Genomic DNA, 22,185 nt, shown 5'->3' on the forward strand with positions numbered 1-22,185 from the left:
AAGGGAGACAAGAACATGGATTTCGATTTCACAGAAGACCAGCAATCCCTGCGCGACGCGGTCGCCCGCTGGGTGGACAAGGCCTACACCTTCGAGCGCCGCCGCGAGATCGTCGCAGCGGGCGGATTTGATCGTGCCGTCTACGGCGAACTGGCCGAGCTGGGCCTGGCCGCCCTCACCATCCCCGAAGACAACGGCGGCATGGGTCTGGGCGCCGTGGACGCGATGATCGTGATGGAAGAGCTTGGCCGAGGCATCGTGCTGGAGCCGCTCACACAGACGCTGATCGTGAGCAATGTACTGAGCCAATTCGCCAGCGCAGCCGTCAAGGAAAACTGGTTGCCGCGCATTGCCAGCGGCGAAGCACTGGTCGTGCTCGCGCAGCAGGAACGCCCATCGCGCTACCGCCTCGATGTCTGCGACGCCCAAGCCAGCAAAGCGGGCAACGGCTACACCGTCACCGCACACAAGAGCATCGTCCCCGCAGGCGATCAGGCCGACGCCTGGCTGGTGCCCGCACAGCTCGACGGCAAGATCGCCCTGTTCGTCGTCGAGCGCAGCGCCAGCGGTGCCAGCAGCCAAGGCTACATCACGCAGGACGGCAGCCGCACGGCGGAAGTGCAACTGAAGGACACGCCCGCCGAGCTGGTCACCACCGATGGGGTGATCGCCCTTGAACTCGGCGTGGACACCGGCATCGCCGCGCTGTGCGCCTATTCCGTCGGCGCAATGGAAAAGACGCTTGCCGTCACGGTCGAGTACATGAAACAGCGCAAGCAGTTCGGCGTGGTGATCGCAAGCTTCCAAGCCTTGCAGCACCGCGTGGCCGACATGAAGATGCAACTCGAACTCGCTCGCTCGATGAGCTACTTCGCCAGCCTCAAGCTCGGCGACGAGCCCGAAGCCCGCCGCCGCGCACTCTCGCAGGCCAAGGTGCAGATCGGCAACTCCATGCGCTTCGTCGGCCAACAGGCCGTGCAACTGCATGGCGGCATCGGCGTGACGGACGAGTACATCGTGAGCCATTACTTCAAGGCACTGACGCAACTGGAGATGACTTTTGGAGACACATTGCATCACCTTGGGCAGGTCTCGGACCGCATGAAAGAGACCGCTGGCGTGTTCGGCTGATTGCGGACTCCATCTCGTCAAACGCCCCGCAGCCCTTGGCCGTGGGGCGTTTTGCTTGTGGAAACTGAAGCTTTGAGGAACCAAGACTCAAAGCCCGATTCACATGCCGTAACCACCCCAAACAGCCTATCAACATCCGCGTTGATCAAGTTCAACGACGAATCCACGATAATCGAGAGTTCAGCGCCGGTGATCCGGCCCCGTCACTCAGAGGGTGACCTTTTGCCAGACTGATCTGGCCGTATGAAGTTTTATGAGCGCTACTGCCACATCCTACGATCCGATTCGCCAACTGCTGGAGACAGCGACCAAGCAGATTGAAAAGAACGAGCTGCAAGAAGCGGCACAGACGTTGAACGAGTGCCAGAAGCTCTGGCCCAATGACGCGCGTACTTTCATGCTGGCCGGCTTGATGGCCGAGAAGTCCGGCAACATCCCTGCGGCATTCGATGCGTTGCGTCGCAGCGTGGCACTCGACCCGAACTGGACACCGGGGGAGTTGCAACTCGCCCTGCTGTACTCGCGTCGCGGTATGCACGACAAAGCCATCATGCACGCCGAGCGCCTGGCCAAGCGCGAGCCCAGCAATGCGCTGGTGCTGGCTCACCTTGTGGACTTTGCTCACGAGGCGGGCAACACGGAACTTGCGATTCGCGAACTGCGCCGTGGCCTGACCTACATGCCCAAGGACGTGCAACTGCGCAAAGTGCTTGCCAACGATCTTCAAGTCACAGGCCATCGCGCCGAAGCGCTGGAAATCTGGACCAGCCTGGTGCAGGACAATCCCAAGGACGAGATGGCCCTGCTCGGCCGCGTCACCACGTTGATCGAAGGCGGCAAGCCGTCCGCAGCCATCAACGACACCACGACGCTGCTCGAGCTCTCGCCCGGCAACACCATCTACGCCTACTACAGCGCCATTGCCCATGGTGTGACGCCTGAATATCAGCCGCCTGAACTCAATCGCATGCTGTTTGACAGCCTGGCCGCAGACTACGACCAGACCATGGTGCGCGGCCTTCGTTATCAGTTGCCAAAGATCGTCGCCGACAAGATCCTCAAGAAGTACCCCAGCAAGTCGCTGAGCTTGCTCGATCTGGGCTGCGGCACGGGCTTGCTGGGCGTTTGCCTGGGCCGCCTCGATGGTTTCCTCATCGGCGTGGACGTTTCGCCCAACATGATTGCGCAGGCCACACGCCACGAGGTCTACGACCGCTTCCATGCAGTCAACATGCTGGATGCCTTGCGCGAGACACCGGCATCGGTCTACGAAGTCATCACCGCGCTGGATGTCGTCATCTACACAGGCGACCTCAAGGCGACCGTGCCGAACGCCTATCGCATCCTGATGCCTGCGGGCGACCTGTACTTCTCGTGCGAAATCGCGCCAGAAGACGGCCCCGACCTCGTACTGCAACCCAACGGTCGCTACGCCCACAAGCGCAGCCATGTGCTCGCGCTGTGCAAGGAGGCGGGCTTCGAGGACGTGCAGATCGAGGACCTGGTGCTGCGCCATGAAGCGGGCGAGCCGGTCAACGGCTTCCTGGTGACGGCACACAAGGCTGCGATCTGATCCCTGGCCCTGTCGAGTTGAACTCCCTGAACGGCGCGTCACCCACGCGCCGTTTTTCATTGGCCCGTCGCCAGCCAGCCAATCAATGCCGATGATTCACCCGCCTGCTGAGCCACTCGCCGCCCAACTGCAGCACGGACACCAGCGCGACCAACACCACAATCACCTCGAACATCACCCGCGTCTCGTAGCGCTCGTAGCCGTAGCGAATCGCCAGATCGCCCAATCCACCCGCGCCCACGGCACCCGCCATCGCCGAGGCGTTGATCATCGCGATCACCGTAACCGTCATGCCGCCGATGATGCCCGGCAACGCCTCGGGCAGCAGCACATGGCGCACGATGTGCCAGCGCTTGCAGCCCATGGCGCGTGCGGCTTCGACCAGCCCACTGTCCACGTCGTTGAGACTGACCTGCGCAATGCGTGCGAAGAATGGAATCAGGTTGATCGACAGCGGAACGATCGCCGCCCACGTGCCCAGCGTTGTGCCCATCAACAGGCGCGTGAACGGCAGCAATGCAACGAGCAGGATGATGAACGGCACCGCACGAAACAGATTCACCGTGAGCGACAGGCCCTTGTAGACACGCGGCCGCGCATACAGGCCGCGCGGCCCTGTGATGGTGAGCACGACGGCCAACGCGAGCCCGACACCGATCGCAATGGCGGACGACACGCCCACCATGATCAGCGTCTCGCCGAGCGCTTGCAGGTATTTTTCAATGGGTGCCGACATAGCCCAGAATCTCCAGTTGATCCGCTCCGGTCGCAATGCGCAGCAGCTCTTCGGATGGCAAAGAAGCCGCAGGAACAGACACCAGAATCTGCCCCAGCGAATGTCCACGCAAGCGATCCAGCCCGCCATGCAGCAAGGCGACATCGGGCCCCAGTGCATTCAAAGCCTGCAGCGGAACGCCCTGCTGCTGGCGCGCGCCTTCATAGCGCAGGCTCACCACGGCAAGCGATGCCGTCGCGGAAGGCTCCCGCTGCAGTTGCTGCGCCAAGTCTTGCGGCAGCCCTTGCTTGAGCGGCGAGAGCAGCGCCTGGCTCGCATTCGATGCGGGGGCTCCAAACACTTTCCACACCTCGCCCACTTCCTGCAGTTGGCCTTGGTCCAGCACCAGCACGCGGTCGCAGATGGCGCGGATCACGGCCATGTCATGGGTGATGAGCACGATGGTCAAACCCAGCTTGCGGTTGATGTCTCTGAGCAGCGCCAGAATCGACTGCGTGGTCTCCGGATCAAGCGCCGATGTCGCCTCGTCACACAACAGCACTTCGGGCGAATGCACCAACGCACGTGCAATGCCAACGCGCTGTTTCTGCCCACCCGAGAGTTGCGCCGGATATGCATCGGCCTTGTCGGCCAATCCCACCAGATCGAGCAACTGCAGAACGCGTTGATGGATCTGCGCAGGCCGCGCGCCAGCCACCAGCAGCGGCAGGCCGATGTTCTCGCGCACGGTCTTGGCGGACAGCAGATTGAAATGCTGAAAGATCATTCCGATCTTGCGGCGCAATGCCACCAGACCGTCTTCATTGAGCTCCGCCGGGTTCACGCCGTGAATGCGCACGCTGCCCTCGGTCGGCAACTCCAGCGCGTTGATGGTGCGCAGCAGCGTGGACTTGCCTGCGCCGCTGCGCCCGATGATGCCGAAGACCTCCCCCCAGCGCACATCGAAGTTGACGGCAGACAGCGCACGCACCTCGCCCGCATCGCTGCCGAAGGACTTGCCTACGCCCTCGAAAACGATGTGCGGCTCCAATTGAACAGGGGGTGGGAGTCTGGTCATCAACAGCTCCTCAGAACGCCGGAATCACCGAGCCCTGGTACTTGGTTTCGATGAACTTGCGCACCGCGTCGGACTGATAGGCGGCTACCAGCGACTTGGTCCAAGGCGCGTTCTGGTTGTCGGCGCGCACGGCGATGAGATTCACATAAGGATTGCGCTCGCGCTTCTCGACCGCAATGCCATCGCGCGTGGCAATGAGACCGGCCTGGTAGGCGAAACTGTTGACGATGGCGGCTGTCGCCAGATCATCGAGTGAACGTGCCAACACCACCGATGCCACCTCCACCAGTTCCACCTTCTGGTTGAGCTTCTTCACGTCGGCCAGCGTCGCGGTGCCGGAGAACGGATCGAAGCCGTCGCGCAATTCGAGCACACCCTGATCACGCAGCACGACCAGCGCGCGCGTCTGGTTGCTGGGATCGTTGGGAATGCCCACGCGTGCGCCAGCGGGCAGTTCGGAAAGCTTTTTGTACTTCTTCGAATAGAACGCAATCGGCGAGATGTAGGTGTCGCCCGCCGACACCAGCTTGTAGCCGCGCTGCTGATTCTGGTCGCGCAAAAACGGCACGTGCTGGAACGAGTTCGCCTCCAGATCGCCATTGTTCACGCCCTCGTTCGGACTGACCGCGCCGGCAAGCACCACGGACTTCACCACCAGGCCGCGCTCCTTCGCCACCTGCGTGACGACTTCCCAGATTTCCTCGTCCACACCGCCGCGCACGCCCACCCGAATCACCGAAGGCGTGGCGGCGTTTGCAGCCGTGATGCCCACCACACCCGTCGTTGCCGATGCGATCAACGCGGCACCAGAGGTGCGGAGAAATGCGCGCTTGTTCATCATGATGCGTACCCGATCAAAGCTGTTGAGATGAACCCAGTATCGGCAACGCAAGGCGCATGGCACAACGAAGCTTTTCGGCTAAGCACATGCTGTTTTGTTTGCATGCAGCACCGCGATGCATGCGCGCAATTCCAGCAATTCAATGTACGCGCCCGCCCTTCACAAACCGCACGGGCTCGGCATCCATGGTGCGGATGATGCGCGTGAGCTGGTCTTCCGGTGTCACAGCAAGTGCTGCAACCGGCTGATCTGCCGTCGGTGATTTGCACAGCAGATCGTCATCGTTCCACGCAGCGATGCCACGCCCATTGCGTGCGCGAAGCCAGCCCTGGCGGTCGGTAAGCCACTGCGACTGTTCCACATCAGCGCTGCCATTGATGAGCGAAATGCTGGCACGCGCATCGGCAACGGATGTGACCGCGCAGTCGACCGTATCCGGCACGGTGTTGCTCACTTGAGTCGGCAGCCACACGGTCACCATGCGCGGATCGGGCAACAGCTTTTGTGGGTCTGCCGTCACGAGCAAGACGCGCTGGTTTTTCCAGTCGCTCAGCCACTGCTTGCTCGCGTTGTGGCAGCGCAATTGCATGTCCGGCAGATGCACGGGCTGCGGCCAATTGCCGGTGGCCCGCAGCAGTTCACCCGCAGCGAGCGCGCGCAAGTATTGCAGCAGCTCCCAAGATTCCTGCACGTTCAGACTCTGCGCAAACGCGGGCATGGTCTGCTGACCATCGCGGCCTTGCAGGCCATGCCTGACGGCCCAGAGCAATTCACCATCGGCGCGTCGCCACAGCAAAGGGCTTGCAAAATTCGGCGGCCACACCGGCTGCTGCGAAGCCAGCGCGCCCTGCCCCTTGCCGTTCTCGCCATGGCATTGCACGCACTGCGCCGCATAAAGCCGCGCGCCGTTTGCAATCGCATGATCGGAGAAAGGCACTGCCGCCACATGAAAGCTGGTGGGATGCGCCTGCGTGAACAGCACCGCCGCCGCAGGCCACGGCGCGAGCACCAAAGCCAATGCACTTGCGCCCACCAGCCAAAGCCGCGCGCGCTTCCACCAGAGTGCGACAACGAGCAGCACCAGCACGCTTGCAATGATCAACAAGCTGATCGCCAACTGCCGCGCCTGCGCCTGATCGATCAGCAGGTTCTCGCCCGCCAACCGCCAGCGCCACGGCCACGCGGCCTGCTCGTCCACTTCTCCCACAAGACCCACAACATGCATCGCGCGCAGCAAACCCCACTGCGCACGATGCATTCCCTCCAGCAGCCATTCCAGCCAGACCGCGTTGTTCGTCAAATCGTTCAAAGCGAATCCGGAAGCCCCAAGTGCGACAAGGCCTGCTGGCGCAACTCGACAAAACGCGGCTGCGCGCGGTGGCGCGGAAAGGGCAGATCGACATGCAATTCCGCCACAGCACGCGCAGGACGCGGCGAGAAAACGATCACGCGATTGGCGAGGAACAACGCCTCTTCCACATCATGCGTGACCAGCAACACCGAGAAGCCTGCACGTTGCCACAGCTTGAGCAATTCGCTTTGCATCGACAAACGCGTGAGCGAATCCAGCTTGCCCAGTGGCTCATCGAGAACCAGCAACTGCGGGTCGTTCACCAGCGCACGCGCCAGCGCCGCGCGCTGCGCCATGCCGCCCGAGAGCTGATGCGGATAGCTGTTCGCAAACTCGGACAGACCCACCAGCGCCAACGCATCGTCGATGCGCGCATGCTGGTCCTTGGGCACCTTGCGCGCCTGCAGGCCCAACGCCACGTTGTCGCGCACCGTGCGCCATGGAAACAGCGTCGGGTCCTGAAACACCACGATGCGCGAGGGATCGGGCTGCGTGATCGCCGCACCATCCTGCGTGATGTGGCCTTGCGTCGGGGCCTCCAGGCCCGCCACCAGACGCAGCAGCGTGGACTTGCCGCAACCGCTGGGCCCCAGCAGCGCGACGAACTCGCCGGGCTTGACGCTCAGGCTTACATCGTCGAGCACTGGCAACGCGCCCTGCTTCTGCGCAAAGCTGTGGCTCACATGTTCGATCTCGATCTGCGCGCCTCGCGCTGCCACTTGCGGTTCTGCATTCTTTTCTTCAGCAACGATACTCACCATTTCACGGTTCCTTTCTGCCAGACCAGCACGCGATCACGCAAGGTGAACAGCAGCGTGATCAAGCCCGAGCACAACACCGCCATTACCAGCAGCGCGCCATACATGTTGGCGTATGCAGCCCAGCCCTGCGCCCATTGCAGATACCAGCCAAGCCCCGCTTTCACGCCCATCATTTCTGCAGTGATGAGCACCGAGAACGCCGCGCCCAAGCCCATGAACAAGCCCACAAAAACCTGCGGCAATGCAGCCGGAATCGCAACGCGCAGCACCAGAAACCAGCTTGATGCGCCCAAGGTACGAGCCACGTCGTAGTAGCTCTTGTTGACATTGGCAACGCCCGACCATGTCAGCACCGCCACCGGAAAGAACGTGGCCAGCGCGATCAGAAACACCGCTGCGCTGTAGCTCGAAGGAGCGAAGAAGAACGCCAGCGGCAGCAATGCCGACGCAGGCACGGGCCCCAGGAAGCGCAGCAGCGGATGCACCCAATAGCCCGCAACGCGCGACCAGCCCACCCACACGCCCGTCACAAAGCCAACCACCGCACCAATGACGATTCCGTTGACCAGCAAACGCAGCGAATGCGCGACCGACAAACCAAGACGACTGGCGTCATCGATATAGACCTCGAACAGGCTTTGCGGTGGCGCGAAAAACGGCGGCGGCAACGCACCCGTTTTCGCCGTCAGCACCTGCCAGATGGCGAGCAGCACAGCGCCCGCCACCAGCCACGAGCCCGCAGGTTGGAGCCACTGAAAGAACTTGCCCAGCCGCTCGCCGGCAAACGAAATCGCCAGCAGCAACACGGCCACGCCCGCCGCCGCAATGGCGAACTCCTGCGTGTAGGCCCAGTCGCTGAAACCGATCTCCTTGTTGGGCCAGAACGCCGTGAGCGCAGCCAGACCGAGCCACGCTGCGGCAGCCAATCCACCGCGTGTCCAGAACGTGATGCCCGATGCACGAGGTGCGGTGGCTTTCTGCACTGGCACTGCCGCTGGTGCTGGTGTCGAAGACTTCTGCACCTGCGTGGGCGCGCCCGCAATCGGGAAGGTGACTTGCACGCTACTCATGACAGCACATCCAGCGAAACATGGTTGGCAAAGCGCACCGGATCGGTGCTCTTCTTGAGAATGCCCGCCGAGCGGAAGTCGGCAGCAAAGTCGCGCACCTCGTCACGCAGATTGCTGCCTGCGGGGTGGTGCTTGTAGGTCAGCTCGGCCAGCAGTTTCTGCAGATCGTCGACCTCGAACTTGGGCGTGTACTTGGCGAAGATGCGCGCCGATTCGTTCGGATTCTCGGCCACGTATTGCGATGCCTGTGCCAGCGCGCGCACCACGCCCGCCACATGTTTCTTGTCCTCGCGCGCAAACTTGCCGCCAGCGCCGAGCACGCAGCAAATCTTCTCTGCATATTCACCCTTGGCACTGTTGCCCAGTTCGGTGAACACGCCGGGGTTACGCTTTTCGATGAGATAAAGGTTCGGGTCGCCGTCCGCAATCGCGTGGACCTCGCCCTTCTTCACCGCCACATCCAGCAAGTCGGCCGGGTAGACGCGCCACTCGACATCCTTGTCCACATTGATGCCCTTCTTGGCCAAATGAATGCTGTAGAACTGCTTGGCAGGCGCGTTCAGATCGGCCACGCCAATCACCTTGCCTTTGAGCGTTTTCACATCCTGCGTGACGCCTGCAGCATTCACACCGACCAAGCGCAAGCAGCCGCCGTGCACGCTGCCCACCAGCTTCACATCGAGGCCCGCTTCGAGCGGCTTCACCCAGCGGTGAATCAGGCCCACGCCGACTTCCGCCTTGCCGGTTGCCAGCGCTTCCAGCAGTTGATCTGCCGCGCCGCCCCAGTTCAGCACCTCGACCTGCAGGCCGTTCTTTTCAAAGAAGCCACGCTCCAGCGCAATCGGCACCGGCACCTGGCAGAAGCTCGCCTGGCTCCAGGCAAACGTGATCTTGCGTGGCTGCGACAGCACGGGCAGCGGCGAAAAAGCGGCAGCGGCCGTACCAGCCACAGCAGCGCTGGCGAGAAACTGGCGACGGCTCAGGCCATCAAGCACCCCCGCGGGACCGAATTCGTTCATGACAAAACTCCCTGTTCGTTCGTTGATCGATGGACCGAACGATAGGCAGGCGCAGCCGCTTAGCCAACAAAGAATTCCGTGTATCGATATGCGCAAAGCTCACTGAACGCGCACAGCACTGGAGTGCATATGCATCTGCAAAAAGCTTCGTAGGCAGCCCCTTTCACAGCGTTCACGATGCGCTCATCGCAACACCAACATGCAACACAGCAGCGGAGCAAACGATGAGCCTCAACGACTACCTCTCCCACAAGCGCAGCGCCGTTCTGGCACGCGATGAACGCATTGCCAAGGGCAAGGCCGAAGCGCACACGCTGCAGGCCCATGTCACCGCAGAAGGCCGCAGCGGCGTGCGCCGCCTGCGCATTCGCGAGCACCAGATCATCAGCGACAGCCCTTATGACTTTGCGGGTTTCAACCTCGGCCCTTCGTCGCCCGAGTTGCAGTTGGGTGTGCTCGGCACCTGCGTCACCCATATCTTCGAGATTCAGGCAGCCAAGCTGCAGGTGCCGCTCGACAGCCTGGAAGTGAAGGTGCAAGGCCGCATCGATCCACGCGCAGGTCACCCCGGTCACGAGTCCACTCCCATCTGGCCGCACGACATTCGCTACGACGTGCAGGTGCAGACCTCGGCAAGCGATGAACAACTGGCCGAGCTGTTCGAAGCCGTCGAACGCAACTGCCCCATCCTCAATCTGCTGCGCAACCCGCAGCACATCGAAGGCCGTGTCGTGCGCGTTGGTGGCGATACGCAAACACCAACAAAGAAGGAAGCGGTGGCAGCATGAGCGACAACACAGCACCTCCATGGCACGCGGACACCATCGTGCTGCACGCGGGCTACAACGGCCACGATCACCAGCGCAGCGCGGCCGTGCCCATCTACCAGACAACGTCGTTTCTGTTCGAGAACGCGCAGCAGGGTGCCGACCTGTTCGACCTCGAAGAAGAAGGCCACATCTACGCACGCACCGGCAACCCCACGCAGACCGTGCTCGAAGAACGCATTGCGCAGCTTGAAGGCGGCACGGCGGCCCTCGCCGTGGCCTCGGGCATGGCGGCCATCGACATGGCGATTGCAACGCTGGCGCAGGCGGGTGACCACATCGTCGTCGCATCGCAACTCTACGGCGGCACGCAGAACCTGATCGCCCATGTGCTCAAGGCGCGCGGCATCACCAGCACGCTGGTGCATCGCAATGAACTGGGCCAGCTGGAGAAGGCCTTCACGCCGCAGACCAAGGCGGTGTTCGTGGAGTCGGTCGCCAACCCATCGGGCAACATCGCCGACCTCGACGCGATTGCCGCGCAGGCCCATGCGCATGGCATTGCCGTCATCGTGGACAACACCAGCGCCACGCCGCTCTTGATCCGTCCGTTCGATCATGGTGCGGACGTGGTCGTGCATTCCGCGACCAAATACATCGGCGGGCATGGCAACGCGATTGGCGGTGTGATCGTCGATGGTGGGCGCTTCGATTGGGCCCAGCACCGCGAGCGCTATCCGCAGTTCACCACACCCGAGCCCGCGTTCCACCACTTCGTGATCACCGAGAAGTTTCCGGACTTCCCGTTCGTCGCGCGCACCCGCACCGTGGTGCTGCGCAACAGCGGCGCATCGCTGGCGGCACTGTCTTCGTTCCTGTTGCTGCAAGGGCTGGAAACGCTGCCGCTGCGGCTTGATCGCATCAGCAGCAACACACGCGAACTGCTCGACTTTCTCGTGCAACATCCGCAGGTTTCGCATGTCAGCCATGTGACGCTGACCACGCATCCCGATCACGCGCACGCGCGTCGTTATCTGCGCGGCAAGCATGTGCCGGGATTGATCTCGTTCGAACTTTACGGCGGGCGCGATGCGGCACGCAGGTTCTACGATGCGCTCAAGCTGTTCCAGCGCCTCGTCAACATCGGCGACAGCAAATCGCTGGCAGCGATTCCCGCGGAGACCACGCACCACCTGCTCACCGATGACGAGTTGCAGCAAGCGGGCATCGCACCCGGAGCGGTGCGGCTGTCGGTGGGCATCGAGCATCCCGACGATCTGATTTCCGATCTGCGCCAGGCGCTGCAGCATGCAGAAGTCGAACGCACATCGCCTTCACATTTCACGACTAAAACACTTGCACTGGAGGAACACCCATGAGCGCGTCCGCATTGGCGATTGCCGAAACTCTGGATGACGAAAGCACGGCGCTGCCGGTCATCGACTTGTCGGAACTCGACGCGCCGGAAAATCGCGCGGAGTTCCACCAGCGCCTCGCACGCATTGCGTGCGACACGGGCTTCTTCTATCTCGAAGGCCACGGCATCGACGTGGCGCAGATCCGCGAACTCGAACGCCTCACGCGCGAGACTTTCAAACTCTCCGCAGAAGCCAAGGACCGCATCGCCATTCGCAACACGCCGCACTTTCGCGGCTACACCGGCGTGGGTGGCGAGATCACGCGGCTCAAGCCCGATCTGCGCGAGCAACTCGACTTTGGCGAAGAGCTTCCGGCGGTCACCTCAACCGACCCCAACCATCCGATCTGGTGGAGCCTGCAAGGCCCGAACCAATGGCCCGTCGAGCTGCCCGAACTGAAACCCGCCGTGCTCGACTGGTTGGACAAAACCCGCGCAGTAGCGGAACGTTTGCTCAGCGCCTTTCTCGTCGCGCTCGGCCAGGAGCCCGATGCGCTTGACGAGCTGATCGGCACGCCGCGCAACCATAGACTCAAGATCATTCACTACCCCGGTCAGCCGCAAGGCCAGTCCGATCAGGGCGTGGGCGCACACAAGGATGGCGGGCTGCTCACATTGCTGCTGCAAGATGACGTGGGCGGGCTGCAGGTGCTGGGGCAGAACGGATGGATCGATGTGCCGCCGCGCAAGAACGCCTTCGTCATCAACATCGGGGAGATGCTGGAACTGGCCACCAACGGCTATCTGCGCGCCAATGTGCACCGCGTGGTCTCGCCCAGCAATGGCGCGGATCGCTACTCGATTGCCTACTTCTTCACGCCCAGTCTGAATGCGCAGGAAGTGCCGCTGCTCGCGCTGTCCGACGAGCTGGCGAACCAAGCGACCGGACCCGAGAGCGATCCCGACAATCCGCTGTTTCGCCACATCGGCACCAACGCGCTCAAGGGCCGCATCCGCTCGCATCTGGACGTGGCCGAGCGCTTCTATCCCGAGCAGTTTGCGCAGCTCAAGGCGCAGGCGGCGGCGCATGGCAGACCGCTGCAGGCTTCTACATATTGAACTTCAAACGCCAAGCAACTGCGCCAGTCGCTCGGGATCGGCATGCAGTTGCGCGGAGTCTTGCGACACCACCAGCCTGCCCTTTTCCATGACCACCGCGTGGTCCGTGTTCGCCAGCACCTTGCGGTAGTCGCGGTCCACGATCAGCGTGGAAATGCCGGTGCTGCGGATCTCGGCAATCACGCGCCAGATCTCCGCCACCACCAGCGGCGCGAGGCCTTCGGTCGCTTCATCCAGAATCATCAGGCGCGGATTGGTCATGAGCGCGCGGCCAATCGACACCATCTGCTGCTCACCGCCCGAGAGCTGATTGCCGCCGTTGTTCCAGCGCTCCTTCAAACGCGGAAAGGTGTCGAGCACGCGTTCGTACGTCCAGTTCCGTTCGCCATTCAAACCGGCGCGCGCGCTCATCAACAGGTTTTCCTTCACCGTGAGATTGGGGAACACGCCGCGCCCTTCCGGCACGTAGCCAATGCCCAGCCGCGCCATCTTTTCGGGAGGCGCAGCGGTCACGCTCTTGCCATCGCAATGCACGGTGCCCGAACGCGGTCGCACGTAGCCCATGAGCGTGCGGATCAGTGTGGTCTTGCCCATGCCGTTGCGGCCCAGCAGACCGACCGCCTTGCCGCGCGGAATCGCAAGGCTCACGCCATGCAGGATGTGGCTGTCGCCGTAGTAGGTGTGCAGGTCCTGGATATCGAACATCGTGGTGTCAGCCATCGCATCAGCCATGCGCCTGCTCCTCTCCAAGATACGCGGTGCGCACGATGGGATCGACGCGAATCTGATCGGGCGTTCCGCTCGCCACCACGCTGCCGTTGACCATCACGGTGATGCGGTCGGCAATGCGGAACACGGCATCCATGTCGTGCTCGACCAGCAGCACGGCGTGGCCGGTCTTGAGTTCCTGCAGCAGTTGCAGCATGCGTTCGGTCTCCTCTGCGCCCATGCCTGCGAGCGGTTCGTCGAGCAACAAGACTTGCGGTTCCGTGGACAGGCACATTGCCACTTCAAGCTGCCGCTTCGCGCCGTGGCTCAAGCTGCCAGCTTGCGCGTGTTGATGCTGCAGCAGACCCGCGCGCGCCAACGCGGCCTTGGCCCGTTCGTTGCTCAACATGCAACCGCGCGCCGATTGCCAGATGTGCCATGGCCTTGGATGGGCCTGCGCCTGCGCGGTGAGGCGGCAGTTTTCGAGCACCGAGAATTCGGGAAAGATGGTGGTGCGCTGGTAGCTGCGGCCGATGCCCGCTTTGGCGCGGCGCGGCTGCGACATTTGCGTCACGTCCTGCCCGTCGAGCGCAATCGTGCCGCTGCTCGCGGCTATCTCGCCCGAGAGCATGTTGATCAGCGTGGACTTGCCCGCGCCGTTGGTGCCGATGACGGCGTGCACCTCGCCCACATGCAGATCGAGGTTCACGTTGTTGACGGCAATGAGACCACCGAACATGCGCGTGAGGCCGCGCACCGCGAGCTTGGATGCGAATGGTGATGTCGATGGAGATTCAGCCATGTGCGGCTCCTCCTGCCTGCTTCTTCTTTCTTGCCAACTGCTCGCCGATTCCCATCACGCCCTTGGGCAGCAAGGCCACGAGCACGATGATGGAAATGCCCAGCGTGAGCTGCCAGTGATCGGCCAGATTGCCGACCAGCGCGTGTGTGGAAAGCAGTTCCTTGAGCAGCACAAACGTGACCGTGCCGATGACCGCACCGCGCAGCGAACCGATGCCGCCCAGAATCACCATCAGCAGCACCTCGCCCGAGTGATGCCAGGCCAGCAGTTCCGGGTTGACCACGCCATCGCGCGCGGCCAGCAGAAAGCCTGCAGTTCCGGCAAGCATGCCTGCGATCACGAACGCCGCGAGCTTGTACCAGTAGGTCGCAAAGCCTGCCGCGCGCATGCGCTGCTCGTTCACGCGAATGCCTGCAAGGGCTGCGCCAAAACGCGAGCGGCCGATCATCGCGAGCAGCGCGTAGACCAGCACCAGCGCGCCAAGCACCACGTAGTACTGCGTGCGGCTGCTTTCCATGTCGAGCGCGCCGATGGCGGGGCGCACCATCAGATAGATGCCGTCACTGCCGCCGCCGACCGAGGTGTCGTGAAAAACAAAGTACGCAAGCTGCGCGAACGCGAGCGTCACCATGATGAAGTAGATGCCCTTGGTGCGCATGCTGAACGCGCCGATGAAGGCCGCGCTCAAACCGCTTGCCACCAGCGCCGCGAGCAGCAGCACCAGAAAATTGCCGCCTTCGGGCGATGAGGCCAGCACGGTGGCATAGGCACCGATGCCGAGAAACGCCGCGTGGCCGAGGCTCACCAGCCCCGTTCCGCCCACCAGCAATTGCAGGCTCAGCGCGAAGATGGAGAGGATCATGATCTTCACGACCAGATCGGAAAGATATGAAGACCACATCGGTGCCAGCAGCGCAAGCACCACGGCGCAGGCCAGTGGAATGATCCAGCCGAAGGAGCGCGTGCGTGCATCGGCGGGCATGCTTTTCGATGTGATCATGGGCGCTTCGGCGTAGGCCTGTTCAGCCGCTTCGATGGAGGCATTGGGAGTTTTGTTGGCGGCCATATTCAGCTCCTCTTGCCCATCAGGCCTTCGGGCCGCCACACCAGAATGATGGCCATGAGCAGATAGACGCTCATGCCGCTCAATTCCTGAAAGAACACCTTGCCGAAGGTATCGACAAAGCCCACCAGCAGCGATGCGACGAGCGCGCCTGTGATGGAGCCGATGCCTCCGATGACCACCACCACAAAGCAGATGATGAGCACGCTCGAACCCATGTTCGGGTAGACCGATGCCATGGGCGCGGCAATCATGCCGGCCAGCGCGGCGAGCGCCACACCCATCGCGAAGACGATGCGGTACAGCCGCTTGATGTCGATGCCGAGGCCGCGCACCATGTCGCGGTTGCTGGCACCGGCGCGCACCATCATGCCAAGGCGCGTGCGGTTGACCATCCAGTACATGGCAGCGGCCACGATCAGGCAGACAACGGTGGCGAACACCCGATACCACGGGTAGCTCATCATGCCGAGCAGCGAGAAGCTGCCCGCCAGCCATTCGGGCGGCTGCACGCCATGCACATCGTTGCCGACGAGAATCGCGCGCAGTTCCTCGAACACGAGGATCAGGCCGAAGGTCATCAGCACCTGCTGCAGATGGTCGCGCTCATACAGAAAGCTGAAGAACGCCCATTCGAGCAGATAGCCCAGCACCACGGCCAGCACCACGCCGACCAGCAGCATGGTGATGAAGTGCTGTCCCAGATACGGCGCGAGCGCGAACGCCATGTACGCGCCGATCATGTAGAAGCTGCCGTGGGCCAGATTGATCACGCCCATGATGCCGAAGATCAGCGTCAGGCCCGAAGACAGCAGGAACAGCAGCAGCCCGTACTGAACCGAGTTCAGGCACTGCACCAGAAAAGTCGCAAGATCCACGGCAGTCCCGAATCAGTTGTCGTGTCGATGAGAAGAACAATGCAAGGTGCGCGGCAACGCTTAAAGCTCGTCAGAGCTTGCAGCCGCGCGCCGGATCGGCCAGCCCCTTCACGGCCACGCCGAGCTTCTTGTTTTCCTTGCCCTCGACCTTGCGCAGATAGATGTCCTGCACCGGGTTGTGCGCCTTGCTCAGCGTGAAATCGCCGCGCGGGCTGGCGATGGTGGCCTTTTCCACGGCGGCGCGGAACACGTCCTTCTTGCTCACATCGCCACCCGCGGCCTTCAGGCCCACGGCCAGCATCTGCGCGGCGTCGTAGCCCTGCACGGCATACACGTCGGGCATCAGCTTGTACGACTTGGCGTAGTTGGTGCGGAACACCTTGTCGCGCTCCGTGCCCAGTTCATCGGCGTAATGCAGCGTGGTCAGCATGCCTTGCGCGGCCTCGCCCTGCGCATCCAGCGTGCCATCGGTGAGGAAGCCGGGGCCGTACAGCGGAATGGTTTTCGACAGACCCGCCGCGTGGTAATCCTTCACGAACTTGACCGCGCCCGCGCCCGCGAAGAACGCGAACACCGCATCGGGTTTGGCCGCCGCGATCTCGGTGAGCAGCGCCTGGAACTCCACGTTCGGGAACGGCAGCGTGAGCTGCTTGTGGACCTTGCCGCCGTTCTTTTCAAAGCCTTCCTTGAAGCCCGCCACCGCCTCTTCACCCGCCGCATATTTCCAGGTGATGGTCATCGCGTTCTTCTTGTTTTCCTGCTTGGCGGCGACCACGCCCATCGGGTAGGCGGTCTGCCAGTTGCTGAACGACGAACGGAAGATGGTCGGCCCGCACATCGGCCCGGTCACCGCGTCGGCTCCGGCGTTGGGCACGATCAGAATCGTGTTGCTTTCCTTGGCCGCGCGCGCCATCGCCATCGCCACGCCCGAGTGCACGGTGCCGACGATCACATCGACCTTGTCGCGCTTGATCAGGCGATTGACGTTGTCGGTGGCCCTGGCGGGATCGGACTCGTCATCGACCTTGAAGTACTCGATCTCGCGCCCGGCCAGCTTGCCACCCTGCTCGCCCACGTACATGCGAAAGCCGTTCTCGATGGCCACGCCCAGCGCCGCAAAGGTGCCGCTGGCGGGCAGCATGAAGCCGACCTTGATCTTCTCTTGCGCAAGCACCGGGCCGCTCAAGGCCGCCAGCGTGGCCAGGGTCAGTGCGCCCTTCAGACTGTTCAACTTCCATACGGTCTTGGTCATTTTTTGTCTCCAGTTTTTCTGCGTTGATTTCCGAATGCCGATGATGGCGTGTGTTGGCCGATCACGATGTGGGGAATGCCCGAATGCGGGCCTTCACGCCACGGCGTCGCGCAGCCGAAAGCGCTGGATCTTGCCGGTTGCCGTCTTGGGCAGCTCGTCCACGAATTCGATGAAGCGCGGATATTTGTAGGGCGCGAGCCGCTCCTTCACAAAGGCCTTGAGTTCCTCTTCGCTGGCCGACTGGCCGGGCTTGCAGACCACGAACGACTTGGGTTTGACAAGGCCGTCCTGATCCATCTTGCCGACCACGGCGGCCTCCAGCACGGCGGGGTGCTGCATCAGCGTGGCCTCGACCTCGAAGGGCGACACATAGATGCCGCTCACTTTCAGCATGTCGTCGCTGCGGCCCGCGTAGGTGTAGTAGCCGTCGGCGTCGCGACTGTACTTGTCGCCGCTTTTCAGCCACTCACCGCGAAAGGTGTCGCGCGTCTTCACGCGGTTGTTCCAGTACATCAGCGCCTTGCTCGGCCCCTTGATGAACAGGTCGCCGATTTCGCCATCGACCACCGATTTGCCATCCTCGCCGCGCAGTTCAACCTCATAGCCGGGCACGGGCTTGCCCGTGCTGCCGTAGCGGATGTCATCGGGCCGGTTGGACAGAAAGATGTGCAGCATCTCGGTCGAACCCAGCCCATCGACGATGTCCGCACCGAAGTGCGCCTTGAAGCGCTGCGCGATCTCCGCCGGAAGCGCCTCGCCCGCAGACGAACACATGCGCAGGCTGACCTGCTCGCGCGCGGGCAGCGCCGGGTTGGCGAGCATGCCCGCAAAGCCCGTGGGTGCGCCGAAGAACACGGTCGGTCGTTGCTGTGGCTGCGTCCAGCGCGCAAAGACCGCTGCAGGCGTGGGCCGCTCGGCCATCAGCACGACCGTCGCGCCGACGCTCAATGGAAAAGTCAGCGCATTGCCCAGCCCGTAGGCGAAGAACAGCTTGGCCGCCGAAAAGCAAATGTCGTTTTCGGTGAGTTGAAGAATCGCCTTGCCGTACAGCTCCGCCGTCCAGTACGGATTGGCCTGCGTGTGCACCGTGCCCTTGGGTTTGCCGGTCGAGCCCGATGAATACAGCCAGAAGCCGGGATCGTCGCCCATGGTCTTGGCGGGTGCGGCCAGCGGCGGGTGCTGCTGCAACCAGTCCTCGAACAACGCGGCATTGCGCGGCAGCGCCGGAGCCTCGTCCGCGCGCGTCAGCCAGATCAGCCGCACCTCGTGGTCGGCCTTGTCCATCGCAGATTCCAGCACCGGCAGCATTGCGCCATTGGCAAAAATCGCCTGCGCGCGGCTGTTCTCCAGCATGTAGGCGTAGTCGTCGGCAGTCAGCAAGGTGTTGACCGCCACGGGCACCACGCCCGCATAGATCGCGCCCAGAAAACTGACCACCCACTCGCGCATGTCCTGCATCGCAAGCAGCACGCGCTCCTCGCGGTGGATGCCGCTGGCCATCAGCGCACTGGCCACGCGGCGCGCCTGCTGCTCCAACTCGCCATAGGTCAGCGTGCCGCGATCGTCGATGTAGGCCAGCTTGTCTGCGCGCGCGCGGTTGGCCTCGAACAGATGGCTGGCGAAATTGAACGGCTTGTCGGAATCCATCGAAATCATCGAATCCATCGGCTGTGTCTCCTGAATGCAGGTCTGCGCCGCTTGCTGGCTGCTCGCATGTTGAACATGCATTATGTTGCGTGCAACTGAAAGATAGTTAGGATAGAATTCAGTGTCAAGCACTATATTGCATGATTCGCGTTAACCCTTGGAACGAAAGTGCAGCGCGGCAGACTTCGCTCAACGTCTGCCGCATCGCTCAATCGACCCAGTGTTTATGATTCGTGCCTTCTTTCAGGAAGCCTTATGGAGCAGATGCACGCCGAGAGCCCAGCGCGGGACGAGGGAGCGGACGGACATGCCGACGCGGTCAACAAGAATCAGGTGCTGCAAGCCTTGGGCGAGCGCGTGCGCCAGTTGCGGGCACAGCGCGGCATCACGCGGCGCACCTTGGCCATCACGGCCGAGGTGTCCGAGCGGCATCTTGCCAATCTCGAATACGGCACGGGCAATGTCTCCATCCTGGTGCTGCACCAGATCGCGCAGGCACTGCACTGCTCGATGGCCGAGTTGCTGGGCGACGTGACCACCTCCAGCGCCGAATGGCTGCTGATCCGCGAACTGCTCGAAGGCCGCAAAGAGGACGAACTGCGCCGCGTGCGCCTTGCCGCCGGAGAAATCCTCGGCACCGCGCCCACCGGCGACCTGCATCGCCACACCCGCATCGCCCTCATCGGCCTGCGCGGCGCGGGCAAATCCACGCTCGCCAAGATGCTGGCCGACGACATGGGCGTACCCTTCATCGAGCTGAACCACGAAATCGAAACGCTGGCCGGTTGCAGCGTGCGCGAAATCTACGACCTGTATGGCGTGAGTGGCTACCGTCGCTACGAACGCCGCGCGCTCGAAGAAGCCGTGCAGATCTACGCCGACGTGGTCATCGCCACGCCGGGCGGCATCGTCTCCGACCCGGCCACGTTCAACGAACTGCTCTCGCACTGCACCACCGTGTGGGTGCAGGCACAGCCCGACGAGCACATGAGCCGCGTGATCGCCCAGGGCGACACCCGCCCCATGGCCGCCAACCCCGAAGCCATGGACGACCTGCGCCGCATCCTCGAAGGCCGCCGCGAGTTCTACGCCAAGGCCGACCATGTGCTCGACACCAGCGGCAGAACGCTGGAGCAGAGCTTTGCGCAACTGAAGGCACTGGTGGCGACCTGAGCCTCCCGGCATCCACGATCTGGCGCACGCTGGGTGCTTTCCCTAGGAATCCTCAAAAACTGCAACATACTGCATACCCCGACGTGCAATTTTCTTTGTGAAATGCATAATAGTGCCAACACCTGTTCTGCAAGTGCACTATTTTTCATCCGAAGAGGCCGCGCATGTCACAGCAAGCTCCCGCCGTCGCCCACATTGACGCTCCCATCGTCGATTACCGCGTTGACCCGTCCCAGTACCGCCACTGGTCCTTCGAGGTCGATGGCCAGACCGCCCGTCTGAAACTCGACATCGCCGAAGACGGCGGCATTCGTCCCGGCTACAAACTCAAGCTCAACAGCTACGACCTCGGCGTCGACATCGAACTGCACGACGCCATCAACCGCATCCGCTTCGAGCATCCACAGGTGCGCTCGGTGATCGTCACCAGCGGCAAAGACCGCATCTTCTGCTCGGGCGCCAACATCTTCATGCTCGGCGTCTCGTCGCATTCCTGGAAGGTGAACTTCTGCAAGTTCACCAACGAAACCCGCAACGGCATGGAAGACAGCTCCCGGCACGACGGCCTCAAGTTCGTCGCTGCGGTGAACGGTGCCTGCGCGGGCGGCGGCTACGAGCTGGCGCTGGCCTGCGACGAGATCGTGCTGATCGACGACCGCTCGTCTTCCGTCTCGCTGCCCGAGGTGCCGCTGCTTGGCGTGCTGCCCGGCACGGGCGGCCTCACCCGCGTGACCGACAAACGCCATGTGCGCAACGATCTGGCCGACATCTTCTGCACCAGCGTGGAAGGCGTGCGCGGCCAGCGCGCGGTCGATTGGCGGCTGGTCGATGCCATCGCCAAACCCGCGCAGTTTGCCGAGACCGTGAAGCAGCATGCCGACCAGCTCGCATCACAAAGCCAGCGCAGCGCAGCGGCCAGCGGCATTCAACTCACCCGCGTCGAACGCGAACTGACTGACAACAGCCTGCGCTACCAGCATGTGAACGTCGAAATCGACCGCGCCAAGCGCACCGCCACCATTACCGTGCGTGCTCCGCAAGGCGCGCAACCGACGACGACCAACGCCATCGAACAAGCCGGCGCAACCTGGTGGCCGCTGGCAATGGGCCGCGAACTCGACGACGCCATCCTGCACCTGCGCACCAACGAACTCGACATCGGCACCTGGCTGCTCAAAACCGAAGGCGATGCAGCGGCCGTGCTTGCCGCCGATGCGACCATGCTCGAACACAAGGGCCACTGGCTGGTCAACGAAACCATAGGCCTGCTGCGACGCACGTTTGCGCGGCTCGATGTGTCCTCGCGCTCGCTGTTCGCCATCATCGAACCGGGTTCGTGCTTTGCAGGCATGCTCGCCGAGTTTGCCTTCGCCGCAGATCGCACCTACATGCTCGTGCTGCCCGATGAGCCCGAACGCGAACCGCACATCCAGCTCGACGCATTCAACTTCGGCCTGCTGCCGTTGGTGAATGACCAAAGCCGTCTGCAACGCCGCTTCTACGAAGAAGCCGCACCGCTTGAAGCCGTGCGCGCGGCCACGGGTCAGGCGCTCAATGGCGACGAAGCGCAGAAGCTCGGCCTTGTCACCGCCGCGCTTGACGACATCGACTGGGAAGACGAGATTCGCATCGCCATCGAGGAACGCGCGGCGATGTCGTCCGACGCGCTCACCGGCCTCGAAGCCAATCTGCGTTTCAACGGCAAGGAAAACATGCTCACGCGCATCTTCGGCCGCCTGTCCGCATGGCAGAACTGGATCTTCATCCGCCCCAATGCCGTGGGCGAGAAAGGCGCGCTCAAGCTCTACGGATCGGGCCAGAAAGCGGGCTTCGACTTCAACCGCGTCTGACCGCATCGCCACCGAATTCAAACAGGAGAA

Annotated in this window: 20 protein-coding genes; 7 read left to right on the top strand and 13 right to left on the bottom strand. The window is 62.7% G+C overall.

The genetic code is table 11. The features are described 5' to 3' along the window. The first annotated feature begins 15 nt into the window (after positions 1-15). Positions 16-1,131 carry an acyl-CoA dehydrogenase family protein gene (locus G7048_RS06285; RefSeq protein ID WP_166067314.1) on the top strand — a complete coding sequence of 372 codons (1,116 nt, stop codon included), beginning with the start codon at positions 16-18 and terminating at the stop codon, positions 1,129-1,131. Between the two features lie 253 nt (positions 1,132-1,384). Then, entirely contained in the window at positions 1,385-2,704 is a 1,320-nt protein-coding gene (locus G7048_RS06290; protein WP_166067315.1) for a tetratricopeptide repeat protein, read from the top strand. An 82-nt stretch (positions 2,705-2,786) separates the two neighbouring features. Here the strand turns inward: G7048_RS06290 and G7048_RS06295 are convergent, their stop codons facing one another. The 7 genes from G7048_RS06295 to G7048_RS06325 form a co-directional block, all read right to left on the bottom strand. Continuing rightward, entirely contained in the window at positions 2,787-3,440 is a 654-nt protein-coding gene (locus tag G7048_RS06295) for a methionine ABC transporter permease (protein WP_166067316.1), read from the bottom strand. Then, on the bottom strand, positions 3,424-4,497 hold the full coding sequence (locus G7048_RS06300) for a methionine ABC transporter ATP-binding protein (protein WP_166067317.1): 1,074 nt from the start codon (positions 4,495-4,497) through the stop codon (positions 3,424-3,426). Before G7048_RS06300 ends, G7048_RS06295 begins: the two co-directional genes overlap by 17 nt. 10 nt (positions 4,498-4,507) lie before the next feature. Continuing rightward, a complete protein-coding gene (locus G7048_RS06305; protein WP_166070826.1) occupies positions 4,508-5,335 on the bottom strand; it encodes a MetQ/NlpA family ABC transporter substrate-binding protein in 828 nt (275 codons plus the stop codon). Between the two features lie 142 nt (positions 5,336-5,477). After that, complete coding sequence (locus G7048_RS06310; RefSeq protein WP_166067318.1) at positions 5,478-6,647, bottom strand: cytochrome c; 1,170 nt, start codon at positions 6,645-6,647, stop codon at positions 5,478-5,480. Then, positions 6,644-7,450: an ABC transporter ATP-binding protein gene (locus tag G7048_RS06315; RefSeq protein ID WP_166067319.1), complete on the bottom strand. Its 807-nt coding sequence runs from the start codon at positions 7,448-7,450 to the stop codon at positions 6,644-6,646. The genes G7048_RS06310 and G7048_RS06315 overlap by 4 nt, the downstream gene beginning before the upstream one ends. Beyond that, positions 7,444-8,520 (bottom strand): ABC transporter permease, encoded by a 1,077-nt coding sequence (locus G7048_RS06320; protein ID WP_166067320.1) that lies wholly within the window; start codon positions 8,518-8,520, stop codon positions 7,444-7,446. The genes G7048_RS06315 and G7048_RS06320 overlap by 7 nt, the downstream gene beginning before the upstream one ends. Next, positions 8,517-9,539, bottom strand: a complete 1,023-nt coding sequence (locus tag G7048_RS06325) for an ABC transporter substrate-binding protein (protein ID WP_166067321.1) — start codon at positions 9,537-9,539, stop codon at positions 8,517-8,519. Before G7048_RS06325 ends, G7048_RS06320 begins: the two co-directional genes overlap by 4 nt. A 224-nt stretch (positions 9,540-9,763) precedes the next feature. Between G7048_RS06325 and G7048_RS06330 the strand changes: the two genes are divergently transcribed. Genes G7048_RS06330 through G7048_RS06340 form a run of 3 tightly spaced genes read left to right on the top strand, consistent with a single transcriptional unit; the run spans position 9,764 to position 12,782 of the window. Then, complete coding sequence (locus G7048_RS06330) at positions 9,764-10,327, top strand: OsmC family protein (RefSeq protein WP_166067322.1); 564 nt, start codon at positions 9,764-9,766, stop codon at positions 10,325-10,327. Then, complete coding sequence (locus tag G7048_RS06335; RefSeq protein ID WP_166067323.1) at positions 10,324-11,685, top strand: O-acetylhomoserine aminocarboxypropyltransferase/cysteine synthase family protein; 1,362 nt, start codon at positions 10,324-10,326, stop codon at positions 11,683-11,685. The genes G7048_RS06330 and G7048_RS06335 overlap by 4 nt, the downstream gene beginning before the upstream one ends. Continuing rightward, entirely contained in the window at positions 11,682-12,782 is a 1,101-nt protein-coding gene (locus tag G7048_RS06340; protein WP_166067324.1) for an isopenicillin N synthase family oxygenase, read from the top strand. The genes G7048_RS06335 and G7048_RS06340 overlap by 4 nt, the downstream gene beginning before the upstream one ends. 3 nt (positions 12,783-12,785) lie before the next feature. Here the strand turns inward: G7048_RS06340 and G7048_RS06345 are convergent, their stop codons facing one another. The 6 genes from G7048_RS06345 to G7048_RS06370 form a co-directional block, all read right to left on the bottom strand. Beyond that, positions 12,786-13,487, bottom strand: coding sequence for an ABC transporter ATP-binding protein (locus tag G7048_RS06345; RefSeq protein ID WP_166070827.1), 702 nt, complete (start codon positions 13,485-13,487; stop codon positions 12,786-12,788). Between the two features lie 19 nt (positions 13,488-13,506). Then, entirely contained in the window at positions 13,507-14,292 is a 786-nt protein-coding gene (locus tag G7048_RS06350) for an ABC transporter ATP-binding protein (RefSeq protein ID WP_166067325.1), read from the bottom strand. Further along, positions 14,285-15,292 (bottom strand): branched-chain amino acid ABC transporter permease, encoded by a 1,008-nt coding sequence (locus G7048_RS06355; RefSeq protein WP_240933294.1) that lies wholly within the window; start codon positions 15,290-15,292, stop codon positions 14,285-14,287. Before G7048_RS06355 ends, G7048_RS06350 begins: the two co-directional genes overlap by 8 nt. Positions 15,293-15,360: 68 nt before the next feature. After that, positions 15,361-16,233 carry a branched-chain amino acid ABC transporter permease gene (locus tag G7048_RS06360; RefSeq protein ID WP_166067327.1) on the bottom strand — a complete coding sequence of 291 codons (873 nt, stop codon included), beginning with the start codon at positions 16,231-16,233 and terminating at the stop codon, positions 15,361-15,363. Between the two features lie 70 nt (positions 16,234-16,303). After that, on the bottom strand, positions 16,304-17,485 hold the full coding sequence (locus G7048_RS06365; RefSeq protein WP_166067328.1) for an ABC transporter substrate-binding protein: 1,182 nt from the start codon (positions 17,483-17,485) through the stop codon (positions 16,304-16,306). Between the two features lie 93 nt (positions 17,486-17,578). Beyond that, positions 17,579-19,150 carry a benzoate-CoA ligase family protein gene (locus G7048_RS06370; protein ID WP_240933183.1) on the bottom strand — a complete coding sequence of 524 codons (1,572 nt, stop codon included), beginning with the start codon at positions 19,148-19,150 and terminating at the stop codon, positions 17,579-17,581. A gap of 246 nt (positions 19,151-19,396) precedes the next feature. Here G7048_RS06370 and G7048_RS06375 point away from each other — a divergent pair, with 246 nt between their 5' ends. Together G7048_RS06375 and boxC are read left to right on the top strand one after the other, a co-directional pair. Next, the gene (locus G7048_RS06375; RefSeq protein WP_240933295.1) at positions 19,397-20,305 is read left to right on the top strand and encodes a helix-turn-helix transcriptional regulator; all 909 of its coding nucleotides are present in this window, start codon (positions 19,397-19,399) and stop codon (positions 20,303-20,305) included. Between the two features lie 164 nt (positions 20,306-20,469). Beyond that, complete coding sequence (gene boxC / locus G7048_RS06380; RefSeq protein ID WP_166067330.1) at positions 20,470-22,155, top strand: 2,3-epoxybenzoyl-CoA dihydrolase; 1,686 nt, start codon at positions 20,470-20,472, stop codon at positions 22,153-22,155. Positions 22,156-22,185 lie beyond the last annotated feature (30 nt).

The organism is Diaphorobacter sp. HDW4B (genome assembly GCF_011305535.1).
Lineage (GTDB): Bacteria > Pseudomonadota > Gammaproteobacteria > Burkholderiales > Burkholderiaceae_C > Diaphorobacter_A.

Coding starts and splice junctions, on each gene's coding strand:
- G7048_RS06325 (WP_166067321.1), bottom strand. CDS start 9,539: ATGAACGAATTCGGTCCCGCGGGGGTGCTTGATGGCCTGAGCCGTCGC.
- G7048_RS06355 (WP_240933294.1), bottom strand. CDS start 15,292: ATGATCACATCGAAAAGCATGCCCGCCGATGCACGCACGCGCTCCTTC.
- boxC (WP_166067330.1), top strand. CDS start 20,470: ATGTCACAGCAAGCTCCCGCCGTCGCCCACATTGACGCTCCCATCGTC.
- G7048_RS06300 (WP_166067317.1), bottom strand. CDS start 4,497: ATGACCAGACTCCCACCCCCTGTTCAATTGGAGCCGCACATCGTTTTC.
- G7048_RS06340 (WP_166067324.1), top strand. CDS start 11,682: ATGAGCGCGTCCGCATTGGCGATTGCCGAAACTCTGGATGACGAAAGC.
- G7048_RS06295 (WP_166067316.1), bottom strand. CDS start 3,440: ATGTCGGCACCCATTGAAAAATACCTGCAAGCGCTCGGCGAGACGCTG.
- G7048_RS06335 (WP_166067323.1), top strand. CDS start 10,324: ATGAGCGACAACACAGCACCTCCATGGCACGCGGACACCATCGTGCTG.
- G7048_RS06375 (WP_240933295.1), top strand. CDS start 19,397: ATGCACGCCGAGAGCCCAGCGCGGGACGAGGGAGCGGACGGACATGCC.
- G7048_RS06350 (WP_166067325.1), bottom strand. CDS start 14,292: ATGGCTGAATCTCCATCGACATCACCATTCGCATCCAAGCTCGCGGTG.
- G7048_RS06285 (WP_166067314.1), top strand. CDS start 16: ATGGATTTCGATTTCACAGAAGACCAGCAATCCCTGCGCGACGCGGTC.
- G7048_RS06370 (WP_240933183.1), bottom strand. CDS start 19,150: ATGGATTCGATGATTTCGATGGATTCCGACAAGCCGTTCAATTTCGCC.
- G7048_RS06330 (WP_166067322.1), top strand. CDS start 9,764: ATGAGCCTCAACGACTACCTCTCCCACAAGCGCAGCGCCGTTCTGGCA.
- G7048_RS06315 (WP_166067319.1), bottom strand. CDS start 7,450: ATGGTGAGTATCGTTGCTGAAGAAAAGAATGCAGAACCGCAAGTGGCA.
- G7048_RS06305 (WP_166070826.1), bottom strand. CDS start 5,335: ATGAACAAGCGCGCATTTCTCCGCACCTCTGGTGCCGCGTTGATCGCA.
- G7048_RS06365 (WP_166067328.1), bottom strand. CDS start 17,485: ATGACCAAGACCGTATGGAAGTTGAACAGTCTGAAGGGCGCACTGACC.
- G7048_RS06290 (WP_166067315.1), top strand. CDS start 1,385: ATGAGCGCTACTGCCACATCCTACGATCCGATTCGCCAACTGCTGGAG.
- G7048_RS06345 (WP_166070827.1), bottom strand. CDS start 13,487: ATGTTCGATATCCAGGACCTGCACACCTACTACGGCGACAGCCACATC.
- G7048_RS06320 (WP_166067320.1), bottom strand. CDS start 8,520: ATGAGTAGCGTGCAAGTCACCTTCCCGATTGCGGGCGCGCCCACGCAG.